This is a genomic window from Candidatus Absconditicoccus praedator, assembly GCF_021057185.1.
Classification (GTDB): domain Bacteria; phylum Patescibacteriota; class Gracilibacteria; order Absconditabacterales; family Absconditicoccaceae; genus Absconditicoccus; species Absconditicoccus praedator.
Genome location: NZ_CP054059.1, coordinates 1,094,930 through 1,119,290, shown reverse-complemented (window position 1 = coordinate 1,119,290; position 24,361 = coordinate 1,094,930). Strand labels below are relative to the sequence as shown.

The window sequence follows — 24,361 nt, the reverse complement described above, 5'->3', positions numbered from 1 at the left end:
GAAATTCGATGGGAGTTAGAAATCATAATCTTTTTCTTGGTCTATTATTAAGTAAATTTACATAATAATCAAGTTCTTCTTGTGTTATTTTTTTGAAGTCTGTACCTTTAGGAAAGAAATGTCTTAATAGTTGATTTGTATTTTCATTTAGTCATCTTTGTCCTGCATTTCACTAATCTCTAAAATATGTTTCTATTCATATCATTCATCTTCGCATGTAGTGTTCTACAAATTCTCTTCAATTATCTAGTGTTATGCTTTTTTTTAATAGTTCTGGTAATTTATCAAAAAAACTATTTAGCTTTAATAGTTACATTGTCTGAAGTTTTTTCTTCAATATAGCAGCCAGCTCAAATCAACTAGCTCTTTCAGTAAATGTTAGAATTCCTCCTTTTCTGTTTTTTCACCATATTGTATCTCCTTCCCAATGTCCTATTTCTTCTTTTGTATAAGCTTCTATGGGTCTATGGTGAATACCACACGATCATAAATATATCAAGCCTTTATAGTTCAATATTTATAGGGTTTGACTTTTTTTCTAAAATGTTTTTTTATCTAATTAGAGATAGTAAGCTTGCTCCTATTAATTTCTCTTGCAATTTGTCTTTTAGAATAATTTTGTTTTAAAAGGACTTCAATTTTAATACATTCTGAATATACTAATTTTAACTTTTGATAGTTTTTTAATATGTAAGTTGGTAATATCATTATACTCCATTTAAATGTTTTTTTCTATATTATTTTACTGTGCGGTTTTGAAATCGAATTTTCAGAATTTGATATTTCCTCTATATTAATTCCAATTCTATTTGTTTTTTAGTTCTTTACTTTTCATTGTAAAAATCATTCAAGTTTAAATTTATAAAAACTAGTATTATTTAATATATACTTTTTTTAAAATAAAAAAACCCCAAGAAGGGGTTTTTAAAATTTTAAATTTTTATTACATTTCTAGATCCATATCCATATCTTCTCAAGCATCATCCATATCAGCTCATCAATCATCCATCTGAGCATCACCTCAACCGTCTGGATCCATTGGCTCATCTACACATGCAACCAAACTCAATGTAAAGAAACCAAGAATCATTAATATCAATTTTCTCATATTATTAACTCGTTTATTATCTAAAGGTACTAATCATGATAACCATATGACTATAAAAATCAAGTATAAGATTTTTATATTATTCAAAATCTGATACTTCTTCATAATCTTGGATCTGTACTGTATTTCACCACAAAGAAACTTCTATCTCTGCCACAAAGCTATCATATCAGTCTCAATAAACAACTCTAGCAACAGTTCATTCAACCCATTCAATATCTTCTATTTCAAAATCTCCTGATCTGTAGACAATATCTCATATATTTTCTTCAAGTACACTATAATATAATTCAAAATAATCAACATTACCATCTTCATCTGTATAAGCTTCAAGATCAACCTGATATCAATCAACATCATCGTTATCATCTTCATCATCTTGAGGTTGTTCTTCAGTTTGTTCCAACTCAACATCTTCAATAGATTGTATTTGTACATGATTATCATCTATATAAACTTGAATATCAGAATGATTTATTTCATCATCTTTAGAATAAGTAACTCTAACTGTATTTCATTCAACCCACTCAAAAGAATCTATTTGTATATCTTTATCGGTATCCAAAATATCACCAATATTTTCTTCTATATATTCCTGATATATAGAAGCATAATCTATTTGTCAATCTTCAGTTGTATAATATTCAAAATTAATTTGATCAGCATAAACTTCATCTTCTTCATACAGATCTTCGTCTTCTTCATTAGTATCATATTGAGTATCTTCGTCATCTTCATGTTGCTGTGGCTCTTCTTGAGAAACCTCCTCAACATCATTTATTACAACTCAATCATCATAAGATATAGTTATATTGTATGTATAAGTACTTTCTCATTCTTGAAAGTTCACTACTGCAACATTTCATGGCTGCCAGTTGATATTTATAACTTCAAAATCTCAATCCATATATACTATATCAGATATATTATCTTCTATATATTCCATATACAAATCTGTATAATTTTCATAGTTTTGAATAATATACGGATCTTCTTCGTCTTGTTCTTCTACAGTTTCTTCTTCATCTTGTTCTTCTGCAGTTTCTTCTTCATCTTGCTCTTCTACAGTTTCTTCTTCGTCTTGTTCTTCTACAGTTTCTTCTTCGTCCCCATCCATAACAAAATCATCATCTGATTGTTCCTCTTCAGAATCTCATACAATATCTTCTATTTCATCCATTCACATATCATCATTATCTTCTGGTTGTTCTTCTGGAGCAAAACAAGCTGTTAAAAACAATAATGAAGTACTTAAAAGTAATAGATATAACTTTTTCATTAACTATACAATTAGAAATTAAAAAAACAATCTCGCATTAAAAACGAGATTGTTTGATAAATAATATTTTCTAAAGATCATCTAACTCATCTCATTCAAATTCCATTGGTTCATCAATTATTTCATCGTCTCATTCCATATCCATATCTCATTCCATGTCCATTTCTCATTCAACTGCATCTCATTCCATATCCATTTCTATTCAATCATCAATTTCTCATTCTTCTTCCTCAACTGCCTCATATTCAACATCAATCATATCATCTAGATCATCTCCTGCATCTGTTTCTTCACCAACTTCTTCTCCATCCATATCCATAGCTGGTTCTTCTCAAGCAGGATCCACTGGTTCATCTACACAAGCTACTAAACTTAATGTAAATATTCACAATATAATCAAACTTATTTTTCTCATTTTTAATAAATTAATAATTAAACTTCACAACTTGATATATATAAAAATATTATTATTTATCAACTAAAAATGAATTAATTTTGTTAGATTGCTCTTGTCATTTTTAAAAATATTTATATTATTTTAGAGAAATATATTGACTTGTAACATATATCTTATTCATACAATATCAATTTGAAAATAAAAATTTTTTATATATATTGGATGCTGATAAAGATTTTAATAATTAAAGTAATAAAATTAAATATTCAAACTTAGTAACTTTTACTTTATTTACTTGATTTGCCTTATAACAAAAATTTAAAATGAACTATGAAGAAATAAAACATAACTGAGAAAAAGTTTTTCTAGTGGATATGAAAAAAGAAAACAATAAAATTTTTTCTGAATTATCTTTTAAATGAATAAAAAAACATATTAAAGAAAATAAAAAAATTCTTATAATAGTAAATAAAAAATGACATTCTAGTTGAATAATATGTCAAGATTGCTGAAATATTCCCAAATGTAATAATTGTGATGTACCAGTATGAATCCATACTGACAAAAGTTGAAATTTTTTTGGCCTTTGTCATATATGTAAAAATTGTTATTCAAACATAAATTATTGTAATAATTGCTGATCATACGATATTAATTTTTTTGGATACTGAATTCAAAAAATTCAAAATGAAATTGAAAAAACTTTTAAAAAAGATAGCATAATTATTGAAAGCCAAACAGTAAATTCGTCTCCCAAAATAAATAAAATTCTTGATAAAATAAAAAATCATCAAATTATTATTTGAACATCATTAGTTCAAAACTTTTTATTGGAAAAAATAGATTTTTTGATATTTATAAATGCAGATATTTGACTGAATGTACCTGACTTTAATAGTAATTATCAAAACTTTTTATTTTTATTTGAAACAATAAAAAATCTATCTCCCAAAAACACTATAATTCAAACATACAACCCTGATTTGTATAGCATAAGATATGGAGCAAAATTAGATTTTAATTGATTTAAGAATGAAGAATTAAAATTTAGAAAAGATTTTGGCTATCCTCCTTATCAAGAAGTATGTATGATACTATATAAGAATGAAATAGAAGAAAAAGTTTTTAATAATGTCAGCAAACTTTATCAAGAAATATTGTTCTTAAAAGAAAAGTTTTGATATGAAGACTTAGAAATATACTCCACTCCTCCATTGGTTTACAAAATATTTTGAAAATATAGATATAATATTATTATAAAATGAAATTTTGCTGAAAATTTTACTAAAGAAGTATATAAAAAATTAAATATACAACAAAGATGATTTAAAATAGATATTTCACCAATAAGTTTAGTATAAGGTTGATTTTTGAGTTATTTTTTTTATTATCAACAAATATTTTGAGTATATTAATTAATTTTAAAATTTAATAAATCTACATAAAATATGATCGAAGATAAACTTAAAAAAGAACTAAATGAACAACAATATGAAGCTGCTAGTTGGATTAAAACAAGTAGTTTAATATTGGCTTGAGCTGGTAGTTGAAAAACTAGAGTATTAATATATAAGGTGGCTAAACTCATATTTTGAGAATGAATATCTCCATCTCAAATTTTGACAGTAACATTTACGAACAAAGCTGCAAACGAAATGAAGTCTAGAATTTTTGATTTTTCAAAAAGCCTATGATATAATCTATGAAATAATTCATTACTACGGACTTGAACATTTCATAGTATTTTTTTAAAAATCCTAAAATCAGATATACAATCACTTAATATGTGATACACAAGTTCATTTTGAGTATATGATCAACAAGAATCCTTAACACTTATAAAAACCATATCAAATAATTTATGATACAAAGATATAATAACTCCAAAAGAGGTAAAATCAGTAATTTCAAATGCAAAAAATAGCTGACAAACACCACACAAATTTCTCACATTAGCTCAAAATGAAAATGCAGAAATTATATGAAGAATATATCAAGAATACCAAAAACAACTAGTAGAATCAAACTCTGTAGATTTTGATGATTTATTATTACTAACAAAAATTTTATTTGAAAACAACGAAGACATATTAGAAAAATACAGACAAAAGTTCAAATACATACTTGTAGACGAAGCACAAGATACAAACCAAATACAGTTTGATATTATCAAAATGTTGGCTTGAAAAGATGGGAATGTTACATTTATATGAGATGATTTCCAAAGTATATATTCACGAAGATGAGCTGTGATGGAAAACTTTTTGAATTTAGAAAGATTTTGGGATAATATCCAAAAATTCAAACTTGAAACCAACTACAGATCAAGTCCAACAATTGTTGAAGCATGAAACTATCTCATATCTAAAAACAAATTTCAATATGAAAAACAAGTAAAGTCTTCAAAAGAAAATGATAGTAAAATTAGATCATTTTGTTTCAAAGACGAATATGATGAAGCCGGTCAACTTAGTGAACTTATACAAAAACTTATAAATGAAAAGAATCTAAAATTCAATGATATAGCAATACTTTATAGAACAAATGCACAAAGTCAACCATTTGAACAAGCTCTATTATCATTATGAATACCCTATAAGATATGGTGATGATTTAAATTTTTTGAAAGAAAAGAAATAAAAGACATAATAAGCTACATTAAATATATAATCAATCCAAAAGATAGCATCTCCCTAAAAAGAATAATAAATACTCCAAATAGAAAAATATGAGCAACTACTATTAAAAATATTGAAAATTTTTGTTTGGAAAACTGATATGATCTTAATTATGCTATTGAAAATATAGAAACTTTACCAATACCAATAACATCCTGACCCAAAAACAATATCAAACAGTTTAGCACATTTATTAAATTTACAAGAAACCAAATACCAAATACAAATCCTAAGAACTTGATAAACAATATCATCTCAAATATTAAATATTATGAGTACCTTGTAAACCAAGATGGAAAAGAAAAAGCAGATGAAAAATATGAAAATATATGACAACTTATAAATATTGCTTCTAAATTTGAAGTACAAGATCAAAACGGTCAAGAAATTTTAGAACAATTTCTAGAAGAAATATCATTAATGAGTGATACAGAAGAGGATGAAGAATGAACAGAAAATTCAGTAAAACTTATGAGTATACATTGAAGTAAATGACTTGAGTTTCCAGTAATAATGCTTGCTTGACTAGAAGAAAATATATTTCCACTACAAAAAGCAAAATTCAACGATAAAGAAATGGAAGAAGAAAGAAGACTTATGTATGTAGCAATAACCAGAGCAAAAGATTTATTGTTTTTCTCTTATGCAAATTTTAGAATGAAACGATGACAACTTTTTTTCAACAAACCATCAAGATTTTTGGAAGAGATACCTGATGAACTAATAAATCATTATGACCTTTCAGGAAATCAATCATACTCTTCAGTTTCAAACATAAATGAATGAGATAGAATTAAACATAAATTATTTTGACAGTGAGATGTACTTGAAATTGCTAACAACACAGCAATGATAAAATTTGATAATCCTAAATACTGAATTAGAAAAATGGACACCAAATTTCTTGAAAAAATATAAATTAAAACTACTTAAAAACCAGTATCTTAAGATTTGTGTATAGTACAAGTAACCTCCCAGAAAAATCATAACTGCCACAAACAAATTTATTTTAAAAATACGACATCTTCTTTATTATAGGATTAGACAGCAGGTTTGTTGCTTTTTTTGAGTACTATCTAATTTATCTTTCCAATCATGCATATTCTATAAGAAATTTTGATACATCTCTGTTAATGAATCAAGCACTACCTGATCACCGCTGAGACTGTCTTGGTCTTCTTACTTGAGTAACAATTATATATCTTGGATCTTCAGAAGTTACCACTCATACAAATCCTCAATAGGTCCATCATTCTCAAGCCTGATAACTTCATCTAAATGCAATCTGAGAAGTTCAAGATTTTCCTCAAACAGAATAAAAAGGTATTCAAACCATACTTCATAAATGTTCTTCGTCTTCCATATCCATTATTTCTCATTGAGACTTAAGCATTCTTTCAGCAGTTTCTTCAGAAAAGACTCTATTTTTAATAGTTTTATCATTTTCTATTATCTCATTATTTTCTCTATCATATATTTTATCAAGTACAGTAGGTTGAACAACATATCATCAATTAACCAAAGAAGAAAACGCTGTTCACATTTGAATTGGAGTTGTCAAAAGTCATTGACCAAAAGAGTTATTAAAGTATCTTGCCATAGAAAAATCTTCTAATCATGTAACTGTTCATGGATCTTCTTTTGCAAGTTCTATTCAAGTTCTTTGTCAAAATCAAAGCTTGTCCAAATATGAGTAAAAAGCATATCTTCATATTTGTTGAGCTATTCTTACCATTCAAACATTACAAGACCAGTTTAATGCATCCAAAAAGCTTAATTCTCAACTACATTGATCCATAACATTACGAATAGTATATGGTCATATTTCTAGTTCTCATTCATCCTTATAGGTATCAGATAAAGATATTTCATCTAAATCTCTTCATATAGCAACAGTAAAATTTTTAAATGTACTACCAGGCTCAGAAGGATACGATATATTTCTATCAATAAAGGTCTGAGGTCATAACTTTTCAGAAAAAACAAATTTTTCTAAGTTTGGATCTGTCCTTTCATCAAAAGTAGCCATTCTGATATCATCAGTTTCTGGATCTCTTATTAAAACAGGTATATCCATATACTGATCTTCATCTATAATATATCTTTGATCATAACTTAATAGCTCAATTTGATAATAGTCAGAATAATTATTAGGATCAAAGGAAGGATAATTAACGGCTCATTTAACTTCTCATGTATGCGGATCCATTACCAAAGTTGAAATACTATCTGGCTCAAGTTCTTCATAATAATCTCTTACTATTGCTTCAATATTTTCTTGTATTGTTGGATTTATAGTTAGATAAACATCAGATCAATGAGTGGCTTCTTCTACCTGCATTTCTGCAGATCATATAGCTCATATCCAAGGTACAGAATGAGAAGCTATTCTTCAATCTTCTCATGCCAAAATATCATCAAAATACTCTTCTACACCATAAAGAAAGTCTCACTGATCGTTTCAATATCATATTACATGAGACATAAAATCTCAATAAGGGTAATATCTTTCTTTGTGTTCTTCAGTTCACAATCAATGCAACAAAGGCACTCAATCTACTCTTTCTGAAAAATATTTTTCCTTGAGCTCATTTATTTCTCTAGCAATTCTAGAATTAACATCGTTAGTAACTTTTACATATCTAATTTCTCTTTCTGTAAGGGAATTCCTAATTGTTTCAAGCATATAAGAATAATTATGTTTTTCAAATACCTGAAATATTTGCTGAGCATTTCTATTTAAATTATCTACTTTTTCAGGAATAAAATATATATAATTTCCTGATATCTCTACAAAATCTCAAATAGATTCCATATCATTCAACAATTCATCATTTTCAAAAAATCAAAAATAGTTTCTATCCCTAACTCATCACTGCACCATTTCAGATAATTTTTCTTGAATATAATCAATTCAATCTTCTTTCGTGAAATCATCTATTACATCTTGAGTTTCATCATCAAGCATATCTTGATCAAGAAAAACCTGTTCTTCCTCTTCTTCTCAATCATCCAATTCCATTTCTACAAAAAAATCTTCTGATTCTTCTTGTGGTAGTATTTCATTTTCTGTAAAGTTTTCAATATTTCTAATACATTCTTTGTCTGATGGCTCTTCAAGTCAATTCAACTCACAAAAATGCTTATAAAGAATAGGAGACAAAATTTCCACAAATCTTTCCTCATCTTCTATAAACTTTGGATCTACAAAAATATTGTATAAATCAACATTTTCTGTAAGCTTTCTCTCATTTCATGAGCTATCTGTAAGAAAAATATTTCATCTTTCTGCTTCTAATGTGGATTGTCTAAAATGTTGTCATGCAAGAATTTGACTATAATCATCAGCCTGAACTATTTGTAACTGAAATAATCTAATAAAAATAACTCACAACAAAAAACCAAAAAATATTAATATTCTTATTTCTTTTGGTATTTTTTTAATAGATTTTTCTAGACTTACTCAGATATGTGATCATCTTATATTACTATTTAGTTTTTTAAGCTTTCTTTCAAGGAGCCATTTAATTTTCCATAAAAATTTCATTAATAAATTTAGAACTATAAAATAAATATTTAAGAATTTTAAATTTCTAAAAACAACTAATTTATACTATATTATTAAAAATATTTGATACAAATAAAAGATTATTATTTTTGAGAATTTTTTAGAGTATAACTCTAATTATTTTATAATAAAAAATTTTTTTTTTTCAACAAAAAAACCTTCAAGCGAACTTGAAGGATTTTACATATACTTTTTTAATTTCTAAGTTGCCATATCTATAACCGTAAATATTATACTTACTATAAACCAAGCAACTCACATCATAATCAAACCAATTGCAGCTTGTTTTAGTATTTTAAATCATTTATTATATTTCTCTTCGTCACCAGCAGCAGTAACCATCAAAAATCCTCCCCATAGAAGAATAATCAAAGCTATTAATGCCATTATTCACAAAACCCAGTTTACAAAGTTTCTAACTACATCCAAGAATCATTCTCATTGATCTTCTCAAGCTCATGCAACTCAAACTCATCATGTCTCATCTGCATCTCAAAATCATGACTCAATTTGTGCATTAGCTAATCAAGAAAAACTCATTAATCACAACATAGTCATCATTATTCATACTACAATTCTTTTTAACATTTTTTTGATTTATATAATAAAAAACACAGTAAAATAATACTAATATTATTAGTTTTTTCAAGGCATTTTCAATATAAAATATAATATATTTAATTTACTTATAAACTAAAATACACATACTATCTTTTCTTTCTTGAAAAAATATTATATATAAATAATATTGGAAACAATAGTACTTTCCAAATATTAGGCTTTTCCCAAAAGTAAGCAGGAAATTTTATAAAAAGAAAGTCAAGAAGAACCTTAAACTTATTATTTTTTCTATTTTTATCAAAAGGGAATTTTATAAAATCTTTCAAAAGTTCCACCATTTAAATAAGTTAAATTTTAAATTTAAACAACTAATCTCAAATCTTCAAAAAACTGAATTTTGGATCAATATATTTTACTCATAATTCTTGTAACACCTGCAACATCGTATCTTGGATCTTGGTGATTTTTATAATACCATTTATGTGGTTGTAAAATACTAATCAACTTCAAATTTTTCCAATCCTTAAATATCTGAGAATGTGTAGATATCATATTTCATACTTTTCAATTTTTTGCATGCCAAAAAAGCTCAGTTTTGTTTTTGATTGTATCTTTTCAATGAAAAATCTTGTGATCTTTTGTCAATCAACTAAATAAATTGGATCAAGTCCATATATCTGGAACAATTATTAGATGTTGACCTTCATAAAACTTTTCAGAAAAATAATATTTATTTCAATATTTTATTAAGTCTGAATAACTGGGAGTACAAAATTTGCATTTATATGAAAGAAGTTTTTTTATATCATTATTGGGAATAAATAAAGACAAAGCATTTTTGTAAGTAGTACAATACTCTTCCACAAAAATTTTTAAAAACTTTAGAACATTTTTAGATATAAAATTTTTTTTAAGCAAACAAACTTGAGTCTCATCAAAAGATATTTTTTTTATATTTGAAACATTATCTCCAATTTCAGTTCAAAGATTTATATAATATTCTCAAGCAAACTCAAAAATATCTCAGATAGAAAGTTTTAGCTTTTGTTCGCACAAAAAAACTTTATCAACTCAAGAAAACCTAGAAAAAGCAAATATGTACATATTCAATAACATTATATAAATAACACTAATCAACTTTTATTTGTTTTTTATTGAAAATCAATATAAATTTCTTATAAACTTTTTTATTTACTTATTAAAAAAATATATGATTGTTGTAGATATTGAGGCAACTTGACTGGATCCCCAAACTTGTAGTATATTAAGTATCTGAGCCATTAGTTTGAATAAACCAGAAAAAACATTTTATTGAGAATGTAAAATTTGGGATTGAGCAAATTATACACAAGAGGCACTTGATATCAATTGATTTTCAATAGAAGAGATTACAGATAATAGCAAGCAATCTGAAATAAAACTAATGAAAAAATTTTTAAGTTGGCTAGAACAATTTGATGAAAAAATTATTGCCTGACAACATCCACATGCATTAGATGTTCCAATAATGAAAGAAGCCTGCAAGAGATGATGAATTAACTATCCACTTACACAAAAAACTGTAGACCTGCATGCTTGTTTTTATTATTATCTTATTTCAAACTGAGAAGATATTCCCATAAAAGAAGATTGAAATAGTGACATTAGCTTGGACAGTATTGCTACTTATTTCAACTTATGAGAAGAACCACAACCTCACAATGCTCTCACTTGAGCAAAATATGAAGCAGAATGCTTTTCAAGAATATTTTATGGGAAAAACTTATTACCAGAATTTTCATAGAACTACTATCTATTAAAAGAATTTATTTTTTGATTGATTTCCCAAGAAAGAATAAATAATGTAACAAGCAAAATAATTAATGACAAAATTAAAAGTTGTTCATATGGTCATATTCTCAAAAATCACAATAAAATTACTCATGAAATCAATATACCAAGCAACCAACTATGAAAAACAGCTACAAACACCCTTAAAAGAAACAAAACTCATACTACTCAGACTACCCCAATATAAAAATCTGGTTCTGAAATAAATCATAGCAAACTATTATACAAAATATGAATCCAAACTCATAAAAAAAGTCCTTCATATATAAGTTCTAACGGAGAGTGTGATTTATTGTTATAATTATTTTCAATGATATAATAAACAGTGGTTTGTATTGTGATCATACTCCAAAAAAGCTTAATTATATCCTTCAAAGAATTTTTTCAATTATAATATACATACTTAATCAGTTCTATAATTCACTTTTTATCAACACAAAATTCTCTTTTTTCATTATCAAAAATACTTGGCAGAAATGATGAAGCTCTTTCAGAAAGATAAAACATATATCAATATATTCAAGCAGTCAATGGATGAACCAACAATCATCACACAATCAAAGATCTATATAAAGTTATCCACACATCATCAACTCAATAAGAAATATATATTATATTTTCATAAAAACCAAATCATAGTCATACTAGTATACCATTTACCAAAGCCCATATACTATTTTCAAATTGCTTTTTGAAAAAAATATAAACCAATAAAACTACCAAAAATTTAGACAACTCTTCAACAAAAGGTCAAACCAAAGATGAGTATAGAAAAACTTCTTTTAGATCATACAATTTACCCAAAAAAAGCACCAAAGATGCAGAAAAAACTCATCACAGTAAAGCAACTACTCCCACCATAACTTCCTGAACAGTAGCTTCTCTTATATATCATCTTAACCAATAAACCAACACTAGAAAACCAACAATTCACAGTAGAAAAAAAGCTTCCATTTTTTGTTTTTAATCTATAATTATATCTTCTGCTGCTTCTTTATAATGATCCTTATATTCAATAATTATAATATTTTCTTCTGCATTTTCAACAATATAGTTTGATCAGATATTAGTTTTTATATCGTCTTCTGATAAGGAAGTTTCACAATAATAAACTCCAATTCATGGGTCAGTTTCAAGTTGATCTTCATTTTGCCAATGAGTAATTCATATTTTATAATTACAATCAAGTCAATCTATGCTAAAATCCTCTGAAACAATTCTTCAAGAATACATCATCATTTCTGATAAAGTTATATCAAAACCTCTTGCAGAAGAAAATGTTTGAGTTCACTCTCACAAACTAAAACTAGTTTCTTCTTTAAAATCTTCAGTCTCTTCAGATTCTTCTCCATTTTCTTCCTCATTATCTGGCTGAGTCATAGGTTGATCATGTACATCATCAGTTTCTTGATCTTGACTTCAATTCAAGTCTAAATCATCAACATCTCAGTTAGTAGTAATCTTTATTAAATCTGTATATATATCATCTCATAAATTGATATCCAACTCACAAGATATATCATCTCACTCTTCAGATTCTCCTACAATAGTTGCTTTCATCTGTCAATCATCTAAATAAACTTCTATTTGATAATAATCATCCATAGTATAATTATCATCAAAACAAACAGTATCTATATTGGATGTAAGCTCATCTTCAACATCTTGTTTTTCAAAAAGATACATATAATCAGAAATATCTATAAGATCTGATTCTGAGCTAGGAGAAATATAATACCCCCACAATCATCTATTGAAAAATATCCATTGAGGAGTTTCTGCAATATTAATAAAGCTTATTCATTCAGAAGAAGTAAAGCTATCAAATCAAAGTCATGTAAACCTATCCTCCAAGTCATCACAATCTTGTGAGTCTGATCAAGGCACACACTCAAAAGGTGATATTGTAGCTAATATATTTTCTTCCTCATCATTTATTTCTTTTACAAACAAAACATCTTCTTCTTCCATTATAGTATATCAAGTATTATATCAAAAATCAAAATACATTCAGTACTCTGGAAAAAAATATCTTGCTAAATTATCTTCAATCTCATCATCTTCCTCATCTTTGTATTCAATATCATTTACTTCAACTACATAAAAATCCGACCTTACATCAATTACGGTTCAAGTAAGCTCAATTTCTTTTCCAACAAAATCATTTAGAAAATATTCACTACTTCTAAATCCAAATTTTTCATTATCTTCTATATAATGAGTATAATTTCACACTGCTTCAGATTGATTTAAATATCAAGTCATACTAACTACATCATTCATATAGTATCTTTCCTCTTCGGAACTTTCATCTTTTTCATCTTTTTCATCTTCTTCATCTTCATCCAATCAATCATCATAATTTGTTCAAACATTCTGACTAGATCAATTTTCATTATCTTGATTTACAATTCAAGTTCAAATAAATATCCCTGCCAAAAAAATTCAAACAAATAAAATAACGGTTATAAATAGTGTTCAACTATTGAACTTTTTATTTTTTCTTTTGGCCATATATGTTATGTTAATTTATAAATTATTATTCATTTATAGTAAAAAAAAATAAAATTTCAAATAAAAAATCTCTATCAAACAACCACATCAAATCAGTTATTCCAAAGAAAATCACAAACAACATTACTAAGCTTTCAGTAACGACAAGTAACAACATATTTTTTTGAATCATCTAAATAACCTAAGATAGTTTTATATTTTTCAAAAGGAACATTAATAGCAGATTCCATAGATTCATTCCTATCCTTCTGAACATATATTATATATCTATCCTTATAATCAAACTTTTGGGTATGCATAAAATTGTTTTTAGGATTAACTTTACTAATTGATTCAAATATTTTTTGAGAAACACCTTCTCACAAAAGATCTATCTGATTTTGAATTTTAAAGACTGTTCATTTAGTTTCTGCTCATTTTCCACTAACACTACAATGCTCTTTTCATTGATAAATAAGATCAAAAACTCATATTTGTTTTGCTAATGTAATTATTTCTGACTTGGGCATACAAATAACTGGTCTCAAAACAAGATTATTGGTAAAAGTATCTAATGCTGATAAGTTTTCCAAGACCTGAGTTGAAACCTGACTTATAGCCTCTCAAGTTACAAATCACTTAATTTTTTTATAAGAACAAAACCTATTAGTAATAGTATAAAAAAAATATTTTAAAACAAGATTTCTGTATGATTTTTTTATTTTAACTATTTCTTCAAGCAAAAAACTAAAATCTCATACGAACAAATTTCATCTGTTTGGTACACCCCAGTTGTATTTCATAAAATTCACCAGCTCAACTACACTATCATAAACATCATTTTCTCACAGACTAAAATATAAAAAATCCACATCAAGTCACATTTTATATGCTTTCCAAGCTGCAACCACACTATCAACTCATCAAGACATTAAAACTACTACTTTTCAAGCTCATCATACCGGATAACCTCATGGTCATAATTGGAAATTATCAAAAAGATACAAATCATTTCACTGAATTTCTAAATTGGCTATATATCAGGGATTTTTAAGATTCACATTTCCAAGTCAAGAAAGGTTTTCTCAAAGTTTTTTCTCTATATCCACAGAAGAAAAATTATGACTCCCCTTTCTTTTACATTTAACACGAAAATCAATTCATTTTATTTTGGACTCAAAAAAATCATAAGATTTATTTATCAAATCGTCAAAATTAGTAAATGTTTTTTTTTCAAAACTGGAAAATTTAGAAATACCAAATGTAGTGGATAAAATATTATCCACATTTTTTTCTGCATATAAAAAAATTTTGTCAAACTTATATTCAATACTTATTATATTTTCTCAAACTCTTGATTCAATATTATTTGCAAGTTTCTTTATATAATTCCATCTAGTAGTTGTTCATTTAACTCAAATCTCTCATGTAAAATTTATGATATAACTATACATTTAAAACTTTTTATTTAAAATAAACTTTCCTGCTTTCATCAAAAATATTTTTTCTTCAACTCATCAACTACCTTTTCCATTGATTTAAATCAATGTTCTTTTACAAGTAGATTTTTCATTTTATCAAAATCTGGTTTTAGCTTCAAATCAAAATTATCCATCATTCAATCAACAGTCATTAACTCAACAAGCTCTCTAGATGAAAATGCTAATTCTCTAGACTCCTCTAGCTTGGTTTGCAAAGATCATCATATAATATTTAAATTTTCATATATTTCTTCTAGTGTTCAGTATTCAGAAATCAATTTTTGTGCTGTTTTTTTTCATATTCATCTTACTCATGGTATATTGTCACTACTATCTCAAAGTAGAGCCAAATAATCTTGCATATTTTCTGGAGAAAATCACATATCATTCACAAAATTATCTTTTGATTGTACTTCTTGCTTCATAGGATCAAAAAAGTATATATTTTTTCACAACAACTGTTTTAAATCCTTATCACCACTAATTATAGTAATTTCATTTTCTCAGTATCAATACTGGTCCACCAAAGTTTTAATTATATCGTCAGCTTCATATCAAGCTTTTTCCAAAAATGGAATTCATAGATATTTTACAGAGTCTTTAATGATTGATATTTGTTGTTTGAATTCATCAGGCATTGATGGTCTATTTGCCTTGTATTCTTCAAACATATCATGTCTTTTTGTTTTTCATTTTGCATCCCAAGCTATTACAAAATTATCAGGCTGATCTTGAAAAAGTTTCAAAATCATACGAAAAAATCAATATACAGCTCATCTAGGCTGTCATTGAGAATTAGCAAGTTCAGGAAGGGCATAATAAGCTCTAAATATATATCCAGATCAATCTAATATATAAAACTTTTTCATACAAAATTTTTATTATCTAAACCAAGCAAGTTATAAAAAAAATAAATAATTTTTCAATAAGAAAAGCCGGATGGAATCCCAACCGGCTGTCCAGATGGAGGACAACCGGCGGGATTTATATGTATCCCTATATAAATCAACAAATATTTTGCCAATTTATATAGAGATATCCGGTTGTCCTCCAAATTTTATTGCTCGCAACTTTGGGGTAAAGTTACTGAGCTATCAGGGGAAATGCCCCATATACAAAGCCTTCTTGGAGGTACCTGGTGGAGGTGCCAAACCGAGAAAGCATTGATTATTTCATATTTTACTTAATCCAATTTTTTTTTCAAAAAAATGTGTTTACACAAAGAAAATAGTCATATAATTAATTGACTTCTCGTAATTTTATTTTTTTATATCTTAAAATCAAGGTAAAATTGATCACTAAAAGTGAGCATTAAAGAAATTAATAACTAATACCCAAACTAAAATCATTTTTGACAGAATAATAACCAGCATCTTGTAAAGCATCTAAAAGCACTCAATATCTAATTTCATAAGTATGAGTATTCAAACTACCATCTTCATTTATATCTCTAGCTTTACTTACAAATTCTTTATTTTCATAATTTTCTATATCATCACAAGAAGAACCCTGACAACCTCCATATCAATAATCTCAATCCCAAGGATCTATTCAGAAATCATCATGCTTGTGAGTAATAGCAAATCAAGCTCATATTGTCTCAACACTTACTGTTACATATTCATCAGAAAGTACTTTGTTGTCTGCCATAACTAATCCAAGATCAACATCATTTGTATCTATACTAAAACTAAAGTCATCTACATAGAAAACTATACTATCACTAGATTTATTACCAGCATTATCACTAACTTCAAAGTCTACTTCATATTTTCAATAATCCAAATCTAAGTCATAAATAGCTGAGGATTCAGTAATATTTTTATTTGTTGTGTTTGCGGAGTCTTCATTTCATCAATCAAATGTTCTTGTAATTTCAATATTTACAGAATCTGTATCAATACCAGAATTACTGTCTTCATATTCATATTTTAGACTAATATTTCAATGAGGGTATAAAAAGTTGTCCTCCGGAGTTGCTATAATCTCAGGTGGCTCGTCGTCAAAGATATTTTCAGCTCCAGGAGTTCATTTATAAGTTTCTTCATCCACAAAATTTTCAGAAGCTACTGCATCGTACCAGCATTCTTCAGATAATCCATCAGCACAGCTATCAAGTCTTTCTATAGCAACATTTGCTTTATCATTTTTCCATACTTCTGATTTTACTTGATCTACAGTTTCACTATTTTCATCCTCTAGAATCAAATCATTTTCAGTATCCAGTTTTAGATCATTTCTTTCTAAATCTAAATCAATATCCAAAATGTCTTCTACTTCAGAATTTCAAATCAAGAAATATCATTCACCAGTTAAACTTCAATCATCAACACTTAGAGTTCAACCTCAAGCTTCTCTTATTTTCCAAGAATTATCAGAGAAATCTATTTCAGTTTCAGCTAAATTTCTAAGTTCTATATATCTTTTTTCATCATCTCAATAAAAAATCTCATTAATAACTACACTTGCAGAAATATTTTGATAAACTTTGTCAGGCTGTTTATTTCATTCCTCATCTTCTACTTGATTAGCAGCAAAAGATATTCTAGAGTCTCCAAAATTTATATCATAGTCAGATATTTCTATCTCTGCAAAATCATTTCAAGTTGTAAAATCAATAGTATCTATATTTGGCTCTCAAGAATTTTCAAACATAAAATCATTTTCACCAAGCTCAGTATATACATCTTCACTAAAAGTCAAAAACAATTTATCTTCTCCATCATCAAGTCTTGCACTTGCTATCACAGGTCCAATTCTATCCTTTGGAGTTACTGACTGTTCTCTAGCATTGTTTCAGAAAGTATCTTGAATAGTATTGTTTGATCATATATAAACTTCTGGAGTAGTATCTGTGTCAGCTCTACTTCTTTCATCAAGTTCTATTAACACTTGATTAGTTCAAGATAAATTAACACCTGAAATACTATAATTAGCTACAGAAAGTCAATCAGTAGAAAGTTCTTCATCATCTATTTCTTCACTAAATTTCAAATATATGGTATCAAGTCTTCAGTTATGGTTGTCATCCAAAGTTTTTGCCTGAGTAAGTTTTGGAGGAATTTCGTTTTGGATACTAAAGTCTATAATTTCTTCAAGTTTGTTTCAAGCTTTATCTTCTATTTCATTATTTTGATAACCTGTATAACTTAACTCTAATTCTGCATCTGTATCAGTTGTATCATCTAATTGTAAATAGATATAATTATCTTCTTCATCTATATATCAATCTAATATATCAAAACTTTCTTCTCATTCATTTATTTGAAAGCTTCAAGTATTTACTGTTCAACTTAGGCTTTCACTAAAATTCAAAATAATAGTATCACCAGTATAATATCATTCTTTAGAACGAAAAACTCAAAATCAATCAGAAAGTATAGGATTAGCCTTATCAAGCAATTCTATGTTATCTTGTCATTTAGCTTCATTATCTGCTAAATCAACATAATCAGAAGAATTTCAATCAAAATCTAGGGTCATATTTCAAGGATATGTGTTTATATCTTCTTGACCAGATAAAGAAATATTAATTATTGAATTATTTCAATCATCTCTAGAAACAGAATCAATACTTAATCAAGCTAAATTGTTATTCAAAGAGAATATGTTTTCATCACTTACTTCTTGCATATCTTCACTAAACTCTATCTGAATTTCATCAAATTTTCAGTCTTTGTCTTTATCAAAAATTCCAGCATTCATAACAACAGGTCTTGCTTTATTTTCAGCTTGCATAGAATTTTCATCCATATCCAATTTATTTCAAGCCAAATCCTCTATAACTCATCCACTCCAAGAAAGAGTTGGTCTAGTAGCAGTAGTACCAGTTGCTACATCAAATTTTAGTTCAAATCTATCATCATTTATACTAGTTCTTTTATCAAATGTAATACCTTTATCAGATGAAAATACTCATGTACCAAAGGAATCCATATTAACATCTTTTGAGAAAATTACTCTTAGTCTATTTATTTTTCAATATCAGTCTCATGCAGTTTCTACTCTATCAATTTCTGGAGGAGTACTATCTATTTGGAATTCATTAGAATTCCTATGATTTTTGTTACCAACATTATCATTTGCTTCTATTCTCACATATGCCTCAGATGTATCTACTTCTGGTAATGTATGTTCATAACTTCAACTATTTGGCAAACTAGATGCTATTTTATTAAATTCATCTCAATCATCAAAATACAAATTGATAGGATTATCTGCCAATCAGGAAAAATCATCATATATTTTTCAAGTATTCCAAATAATTTCTAAATTATCCCCTCCTGCATAAAATTCTTCAGTATCAAAAGTAAATACATCATCTTCAATAGTAGGAGGAGTTTTATCCAAAACCAAATTTGCAGTATCAGATCATGTAAGATTTACTTTGTAAGAACTATCATAAGCTATTGCTTTTACTTCAAAATTATCACCAGTGTCTCATTCTGGAGAAAACTCATAATTCCAATCTTTGAAAGGCTGTTCTCATTCTATATCTGCTGTAACTGCATAATGTTCTCATTGAAAATCATCTCAATTCCAATAATGATTATCATCATTTGTAATTTCAAGCTCTACAGACGAAATTGACTTGTTATCAGTAGCAGTTCAAGTAAGATTTATACCTGATTCTCAGAAATATATATTATCTCCACTCATAAAGTGAACTCAAGTTGAGATTTCAATCTCAGGTTCTTGTGTATCTCCATCATAATTTCTAGTAGTTGTAATAGTTTCATTACCTGCCCTATCAACTGCTTTCAAAGTAAGCTGATAACTTTGAGAATTTTCTATCTTAGGTGCAAAATCAGTAAGTTCAAAATTATCACAACTTTCATCTGTTGCTAATTCTTCATCATCTTCACAAATTAAATTCCAAGTAGGTTCTCATATATATTCACCTTCTGATGTGTCAGATAGCAGATCACTACTCCAATATTCATCAGCTTCGTTTTGGAACATTAGATAAATTCCAGACATATAATTATCAGAAGATGTTCAATTAACATCAAATCAATTATGATTTATTTCTCTACCATTAGGAGGAGTTTTATCTCAAATATTTATATCAGGATCTGTATTATCTACTACAAAAGTATCAGTATCTATAGAAGCAGTATTATCAAACTCATCAACCACTTCCAATTTTATCAAAACATTATCAGATGAACTGATATCTGGTATACTCCAAGTATAAGTTCAACTATTTTCAACACCAGATTCTATATCACTGAAACTATCTCATCAACTCCTAGAATAAGACAAATTCAAAGGATTGTCTGGTAGTTCTGCTCATTCTATAGCTCAAGTATTCCAATTCAAAATCAAATCATCTCATTCTTTGAAAATTTGTCAATCCAAATTTCATCAAGCAATCTCAAAATTTATTTGATCTTCATCTATTTCAGGAGGAGTTCTATCTATGGTAAACTCTCCTCAAGTGAATACTGCTGTATTATGAGATCTATCTTTGGCAGTTAAACGAAGTTGAAAATTATTTTGTCATTTAAAGTCTGATATATCCCAAGTACGAGGTCCAGAAGTAGAAGCTTGAAATATTTCATTCCAATCTTGAAAATCTCATGTAGCATATTCAAATTGAATATTTCTCCTACCTGATTGTCCATAATCTATAGATTTCCATTCTATTTGAATTTCATCTCATCAATAAGTTTCACCTCATTCAGGAGATATTATTGGATCTGCTTCCAAGTCAGGATCAGTATTATCTACAGTAGTAGAAACAAGTTGTGTTCATGTATTCTGTGATGACTCATTAGCAAACTCAAACTCAACTTGTCTTGTTCACTCAGAAACTGTTCAATCAAATCATACTTCAAAATTAAAGGAAAAATTTCAATCAGTTTCAGTACATTCAACATCTCAACTTGCATCAGAACATCTTAAATTTTCATATCAATTTCAAGCAAGTGAAGAAAGATCAAGATATACATTTTCTTTGTTTGTATTTGTAATATCTGCACTTATTTGTACAGTTCTTCATTCTCTTGTATAATTAGTAGACTCTATTTCAGTATCAAAAATTTGTTGATTATCTATAGTTGGTACATCAGTATCTACAGTAAAATCATCACAATCAGAAAAATCTGATACATTACCCACATTATCAGTAACTCTAACTCTCCAAGAATAATCACCATCACTAAGAGTTGTAGAATATTCAGTATTGGAAGTATTTTCTTCTATTTCTGGAGTTCATTCACAAGAAGATCATTCATACACTTCTAAATCATAGCTATCAACTCCTGATCCATTTCAGTCATCATCACCAGATTCATCCCAAGAAAAATCAATTTCTTCTGATCATACTACATCTTTAGTATGCAATTCAGGAATACTAGGAGCACAATTATCAAATCATATATTTGATACCCAATCAGAAAATCAAGTATTATCTGCCAAGTCTACTGCTCTAAGTCTTGTTTGATAAACAGTTCAACAATTAAGTCTTTCAGATAAATCTCTAGAAATAGAATTTTCTCATGTTCAAAGATTTTCAGACAATGTTAAATTAATATTTTCTTGTGAACTACTATTCATATCATGAAACTCTATTCTTGTACTACCTGCTCATCATTCTAACTCTTCACTAACCCACCATGAAAAATCAGCATGTCCAGAGTACCAATCCACTTCTCAGTCAATATAATCACCATCAGTATCAACTGAAAAATCTTGTACATCTGGATCCTGTTTATCCAATATTTCTAATCATTCTTGTAAATTATTGAATCATCAAGCCTCAGATCTGATAGCTCATACATCCTCACTATCTCAAGTAAGTATACTTAAATTATCACTACTTGCAGCCGTATTTCACAAAGACTCTATCTGGATATCAATATTTTGACCATCTACTGAATCTATTCATTGTCCATAAAAAGTATCACCTTCATAATCATATTTTATCAAACCACCACTATGAACTGAAGTATCAGTATCCAAAGTAGTATCAGTCTCAAGTCTCAAAGTAGTATCATCAACAAAACTTGCTTTTTCTACTGTAGGATTTTCTATTTCATCTGCTTGGAAAGTAGCAGGCTGAGAAGATCAAGCATCTCATTTACCAGCTCATCATGATCATTGTATATATATCCAAGCAACATATTCTCATCCATCTTGAAAACTATCTCAAATACTATCATTATTAATATCTTCAGTTCAATTCCAACTAGTAAGTGATTTATCTCATAAATTTGCTTTATATGAGTGTTCATCTAGGTTTAAATCAATTCACTCAGGCAAAATATATATTCTCCAAGATCAAAAACTATCATAATCATTTAAGTCATCTGGATGTTCCCAATTCACACAAAAATCTCTACCATCAAGTCATTGAGTATTTTGCCCACAATCATAAAAATCATTAACATATCAAGACATAGAAGGTGGAACCTCAGTTTTATTAACAATTACTGAATCATATCAAACATAACTAGCTTCATCTCTACAAAAAACATATACATCATTATCTCAAGAATCAAACATATCATTTGGAATATCTACTGTAATACTATCTCAAGCTGATATTGAAGTTGAATCAAAATCATGTCAATCCAATACATCACCACTATCAACATTATCATCACCTCATACCTCAATTTGATAAGAAGAGTCTTTACTACATGAAAATCTAACATCTGAAGAGCCCTCATTAATTGTAGATCTATGGGAACTAATATTTACATCTACTTCTTCAAGGTCTAAAGTTATAGATGTATTATCTGAACCTATTTCATCATGTTCATTTTTGGCACATACATATATACTATTACTTCATTCATTCAAATCTCAAGTATATATATCAAAACTATCAATATCGCTTCAGGATCAATAACTAGTCCATTCCTGCAAAACATCTCAACCTTCACAACTTCAATCACTTCATCTAGAAATTTTGTATTCACCATCATCTTGATCTACTTCAAAATCCAAAGTTGATGATTGTTTATCTGGTCATCATATAATATTTTCTGATAAATCTATTATACTAACATTAGGTGATCAAGGTCAAACCACAGTAAGATCAAGTTTTTCATTTTTATTTTCATTATCAAATCTTGATTCTTCTGGATCATTTTGATTACCATCTGCATCTATAGCCCATATTTTACCATCTACTCAATCTCAATCTTTTGAACTAAAAGTATAAGTTCCTAAGTCAGCGTTTGTAGTTATTCAAGTTTTTCTAAATTTAGCAGTATTATCATCTATACATTCTTGGAAAGATAGTTCTTCTTCAGAAGATAATCACAAAGAATCAAAATCAGTATATACATTTCATTCCTCTATATTGGAACATCAATTATAATCTTTTACTTCTACCACAAAATTTACAGTTTCAGCATCTCATCATTGAACTTGAGTGGTTGCTGTAGAACCATCAGATTTTTCAAAATAATAATCTGTAATATATGGTTTTACATTTGCATATATTGTTTTTGTATCAAAAACCGAAAATTGATCAGATTCAAATCAAGCTTCAAGATGACTTTTATATTCAGAAGCATCAGAGGAAAGCTTAAATCAATCAGGATCCATAAATTCATCACTTATATACAAATCTTCGTTATTTCACTCCATAGAAACATTAACTCAATAATCATCAGAATAATCAGAGGAATTTATAAATTCATCATAAGACCATTTAGTTCATCTATAAATTACCTCATCTTCAGTTATAGAAAACTGAAAATTATTTCAAAAATCTATAACTCAAAATAGACTAGAAATTTCTCAATAATTATTTGAAGCAGATATCTCAAAATTAAACTCTTCTCATGGATTAAGTTTTACCTTATCTCATTGCAATCAAGAAACCTCAAAACTATCTATATAAATATCATTAGCAAACACATAGTGTTTAGGAAAAAAAATATAAAACAAAAACACAAAAAGCAATAGTAGTTTCAAAAGAAAGTTTATCATTAGTATATTTATTAAAA

Annotated in this window: 16 protein-coding genes; 3 read left to right on the top strand and 13 right to left on the bottom strand. The window is 27.5% G+C overall.

The annotated features are described in order from the left end of the window. Positions 1–310: 310 nt before the first annotated feature. The 5 genes from HLG78_RS05330 to HLG78_RS05315 all read right to left on the bottom strand — a co-directional run bounded on the left by HLG78_RS05330 (position 311) and on the right by HLG78_RS05315 (position 2,802). The gene (locus HLG78_RS05330; protein WP_231178076.1) at positions 311–514 is read right to left on the bottom strand and encodes a hypothetical protein; all 204 of its coding nucleotides are present in this window, start codon (positions 512–514) and stop codon (positions 311–313) included. Positions 515–555: 41 nt separating this feature from the next. Beyond that, positions 556–708, bottom strand: a complete 153-nt coding sequence (locus tag HLG78_RS05450) for a helix-turn-helix domain-containing protein (RefSeq protein WP_420829158.1) — start codon at positions 706–708, stop codon at positions 556–558. Between the two features lie 235 nt (positions 709–943). Continuing rightward, entirely contained in the window at positions 944–1,108 is a 165-nt protein-coding gene (locus HLG78_RS05325; RefSeq protein WP_231178074.1) for a hypothetical protein, read from the bottom strand. 79 nt (positions 1,109–1,187) lie between these two features. After that, positions 1,188–2,387 carry a hypothetical protein gene (locus HLG78_RS05320; RefSeq protein WP_231178072.1) on the bottom strand — a complete coding sequence of 400 codons (1,200 nt, stop codon included), beginning with the start codon at positions 2,385–2,387 and terminating at the stop codon, positions 1,188–1,190. A 70-nt stretch (positions 2,388–2,457) separates the two neighbouring features. Then, positions 2,458–2,802 (bottom strand): hypothetical protein, encoded by a 345-nt coding sequence (locus HLG78_RS05315; RefSeq protein WP_231178070.1) that lies wholly within the window; start codon positions 2,800–2,802, stop codon positions 2,458–2,460. Between the two features lie 305 nt (positions 2,803–3,107). Here HLG78_RS05315 and HLG78_RS05310 point away from each other — a divergent pair, with 305 nt between their 5' ends. Both HLG78_RS05310 and HLG78_RS05305 read left to right on the top strand, forming a co-directional pair. Next, entirely contained in the window at positions 3,108–4,145 is a 1,038-nt protein-coding gene (locus HLG78_RS05310; RefSeq protein WP_231178068.1) for a primosomal protein N', read from the top strand. An 87-nt stretch (positions 4,146–4,232) separates the two neighbouring features. Next, positions 4,233–6,380, top strand: a complete 2,148-nt coding sequence (locus tag HLG78_RS05305) for an ATP-dependent helicase (RefSeq protein ID WP_231178066.1) — start codon at positions 4,233–4,235, stop codon at positions 6,378–6,380. A gap of 163 nt (positions 6,381–6,543) precedes the next feature. Here the strand turns inward: HLG78_RS05305 and HLG78_RS05300 are convergent, their stop codons facing one another. From HLG78_RS05300 to HLG78_RS05290, 3 genes are all read right to left on the bottom strand, one after another. Further along, a complete protein-coding gene (locus HLG78_RS05300; RefSeq protein WP_231178064.1) occupies positions 6,544–9,009 on the bottom strand; it encodes a peptidoglycan D,D-transpeptidase FtsI family protein in 2,466 nt (821 codons plus the stop codon). 222 nt (positions 9,010–9,231) lie between these two features. Beyond that, the gene (locus HLG78_RS05295) at positions 9,232–9,618 is read right to left on the bottom strand and encodes a pilin (RefSeq protein ID WP_231178062.1); all 387 of its coding nucleotides are present in this window, start codon (positions 9,616–9,618) and stop codon (positions 9,232–9,234) included. A gap of 333 nt (positions 9,619–9,951) precedes the next feature. Beyond that, positions 9,952–10,695, bottom strand: coding sequence for a DEAD/DEAH box helicase family protein (locus HLG78_RS05290; protein WP_231178059.1), 744 nt, complete (start codon positions 10,693–10,695; stop codon positions 9,952–9,954). 106 nt (positions 10,696–10,801) lie between these two features. Here HLG78_RS05290 and HLG78_RS05285 point away from each other — a divergent pair, with 106 nt between their 5' ends. Further along, positions 10,802–11,374 (top strand): 3'-5' exonuclease, encoded by a 573-nt coding sequence (locus HLG78_RS05285; protein WP_231178056.1) that lies wholly within the window; start codon positions 10,802–10,804, stop codon positions 11,372–11,374. Positions 11,375–11,379: 5 nt separating this feature from the next. On the opposite strand, the gene HLG78_RS05280 is transcribed toward HLG78_RS05285, so the two are convergent. From HLG78_RS05280 to HLG78_RS05260, 5 genes are all read right to left on the bottom strand, one after another. Then, positions 11,380–12,375: a PrsW family glutamic-type intramembrane protease gene (locus HLG78_RS05280; RefSeq protein WP_231178053.1), complete on the bottom strand. Its 996-nt coding sequence runs from the start codon at positions 12,373–12,375 to the stop codon at positions 11,380–11,382. 9 nt (positions 12,376–12,384) lie between these two features. After that, positions 12,385–13,935: a hypothetical protein gene (locus HLG78_RS05275; protein WP_231178051.1), complete on the bottom strand. Its 1,551-nt coding sequence runs from the start codon at positions 13,933–13,935 to the stop codon at positions 12,385–12,387. Between the two features lie 71 nt (positions 13,936–14,006). Next, on the bottom strand, positions 14,007–15,368 hold the full coding sequence (locus HLG78_RS05270; RefSeq protein WP_231178049.1) for a THUMP domain-containing protein: 1,362 nt from the start codon (positions 15,366–15,368) through the stop codon (positions 14,007–14,009). Between the two features lie 14 nt (positions 15,369–15,382). Next, the gene (locus HLG78_RS05265) at positions 15,383–16,264 is read right to left on the bottom strand and encodes a 5'-3' exonuclease (protein WP_231178047.1); all 882 of its coding nucleotides are present in this window, start codon (positions 16,262–16,264) and stop codon (positions 15,383–15,385) included. A 451-nt stretch (positions 16,265–16,715) separates the two neighbouring features. After that, positions 16,716–24,344: a hypothetical protein gene (locus HLG78_RS05260; protein WP_231178045.1), complete on the bottom strand. Its 7,629-nt coding sequence runs from the start codon at positions 24,342–24,344 to the stop codon at positions 16,716–16,718. Positions 24,345–24,361: the final 17 nt, after the last annotated feature.